At 34.8% G+C, this 2,595-nt stretch carries 3 protein-coding genes; all 3 read right to left on the bottom strand.

Going from position 1 to position 2,595, the window contains the following annotated elements; genetic code table 11:
* Positions 1–534 (bottom strand): extracellular solute-binding protein (locus tag GXX20_04680; protein HHW30958.1); only part of this gene is annotated, 534 nt, incomplete at its 3' end.
* 494 nt (positions 535–1,028) lie between these two features.
* Positions 1,029–1,766: a carbohydrate ABC transporter permease gene (locus GXX20_04675; GenBank protein ID HHW30957.1), complete on the bottom strand. Its 738-nt coding sequence runs from the start codon at positions 1,764–1,766 to the stop codon at positions 1,029–1,031.
* 167 nt (positions 1,767–1,933) lie between these two features.
* Positions 1,934–2,595: sugar ABC transporter permease (locus tag GXX20_04670; GenBank protein ID HHW30956.1), on the bottom strand; the 662-nt coding region annotated here is incomplete at its 5' end.

The following is a 2,595-nucleotide window of genomic DNA, read 5'->3' as shown; positions in this document are numbered from 1 at the left end:
TACTCCCATTATTACCGGAGATATATGTGTTGGATACATGTAAATTTTGTCCCCAAGCATGCAATGGTCAAGAATTGACTGGGGTATGTCTTTCCTGTCTTCCTCTGTAAACATGAAATTAAGGTCTGCAAGTACTCCCTGAGCCCCATAACCGATTATTCTGCCTGGATAGTCAAATACACTGTCAGGCATTGCGTTAGAAGAAATCGCAATGTTTATTTTCTCAGGTCCCTGGTTCCAGGCAAGCATTTCAAATTCGATGTCAACATTGGGATTCTCTTTTACATAAGCGTCTATAAGTTCCTGTTCATATACGCCGTTTTCTTTGCCTTCAACAACATATCTGGGATAAAACCAGAAAGTAATTGTTGTTTTTTCAGCACTTTGATCTTGCTTACCTTTGTCATCTTGAGTTGTCCCCGGAGTATCTGTACCGGTTCCAGATTGATCCTTTTTTTGGCAGCCAGCAAATAAACTACCTAGAATTGCGATGCACAGTATAAAAGCAATTACTAATCTTAATTTTTTTGACATAAACCATCCTCCTTTTAATTTATAGATAGTTTAGTTTATATATATATTTTTTATTGATATACATATATTAAATTATCTTAAAATTAGTAAGTTGCCTAAGCTCCCTATATTAGTTTTTACAATGAAGTAGTTTAAATGCAGAATAAGTAGTTACACGGAATCCACACTTAATGATGTTGTTAAATAGCGTAATATATACACAATTCAATTTATTGTATGATTGTCTTTGTTATATTATTACGAAAAGGATAATATTAAACTTTATTGATCTATGTTGATTATATCACATAATTAATTAATTTGTCAAAATTTTCATATAAATGAAAACATATATTTCTAAAATGAGAGAATTATTATTAAAAGACATGATTTGAATTGGTTATAAATGATTGGCCGGCAAAAACAGGCGTATTTTATTATCCCAAGAAGATAAACATACGCCTGTCTGACTTGTATCATACATCCGTTATTATTCATAATAAACTACCTGATTCTTATCCTTTTACTGCACCCAGAGTAATACCTTGTGTAAAATACTTCTGAAATACCAGAAATACTACCAGCATGGGCAGTGATGCAAGTGTACTGCCTGCCATCATTATTCCATAATTGTTGTTGAACTCTTCCTGAAAACCTGCCACACCTAAAGGCAGTGTTTTCATTGTTGTACGTTTTATCATGATTAACTGCCAGAAATAGTCATTCCATGAGGACATGAATGTAAATATTGCAAGAGCTCCAAGCCCAGGCTTTACCAGCGGTAAAACTATCTTGACAAACTTCTGCCACTCATTGCATCCATCTATATCTGCCGACTGTAACAATTCCGATGGCATGGTCTGGGTAAACTGCTTCATAAGAAATACTCCAAATGGCCAACCTACCGCAGGAACAATTAAACCTGTATAAGTATCAAATAGGTTCAATTCTCTCATCAATATAAATAATGGAACTAGCAAAACCTGCTTCGGCAAAGTCATTACAGCCACAAATAGCCAAAATATAACATCCCTGCCCGGATACTCCTTTTTTGACAGAGAATAACCTGCCATTGAACTGGTAAGAAGCACCAGTATGGTTGTCCCCGCAGATACTATAATACTGTTTAACAACCAGCGGAAAGTATTGTGTCTGAATAACTGTACATAATTATCTATTATTGGTTCTTTAGGGAACCATTCCGGTGGTATGGATATAGCCACAAATAGCGACTTAAATGAATTGCTTATCATCCAGTAAAAAGGAAATAAAAACAATAATGCTAATATTAATACAATGGATAATGATATATATGATACCGGTTTATTTTTCTTTTTTCCTAAGATTTTAACTTTTTTAGCAGTCACTTGTTTCCAACTCCTCAATTATAAGTTTTTTACGCCGGAGCTTAAAAAAGTTTTTAATATTCTATATCAGCGGATAAATACTTGTATTGGAAAACAGATATTACCACTACAATAACTGCCAATATTACTCCCATAGCTGTCGCCAGACCAAATTCACCAAATTCAAATGCTGTCTTATAGAGCTGGAACACTATTGTTGAGGTACTGTAAAAAGGACCGCCTCCTGTTAACAGCTGCACAATGGCGAATGTCTGGAATGAATTGATTGTTGTAATGACTATAATATATAATGTAGTTGGCTTAACTAATGGCCATATTATCTTCCATATCTGTGCCCATCTAGAGGCACCATCGATTTCTGCAGCTTCTGCATATGTTGCAGGAATATTTCCAATTGACGCTATATATAAAATTACCGGTTGTCCTAACGATAAAGTAAAGAGTACAATTACTAACGCCGGGAGCGCATACCTCTTATCACCAAGCCAGTTTACTCCTTCTATCCCGAAAACCCCAAGTACATAGTTTAGTATTCCATACATAGGGTTGAATATCCATTTCCAAACCAAACCTATACTTACAACACTCGATACAGCAGGAAAATAAAAAGCTGCCCTGGTAAAGGATCTTATAAATTCACTCTTATTATATACAACAACAGATATGAAAAATGAAAATATCAGTACAAGGGGTACATTACCCAGAACCAATAGTA

The organism is Clostridiaceae bacterium (genome assembly GCA_012840395.1).
Taxonomy (GTDB): domain Bacteria; phylum Bacillota; class Clostridia; order Acetivibrionales; family DULL01; genus DULL01.
This window is presented reverse-complemented; position numbering and strand designations above follow the sequence as displayed.

Excerpts from the sequence above, each read along its gene's own strand:
- GXX20_04675 (HHW30957.1), bottom strand. The coding sequence starts at position 1,766 with ATGATAAGCAATTCATTTAAGTCGCTATTTGTGGCTATATCCATACCA.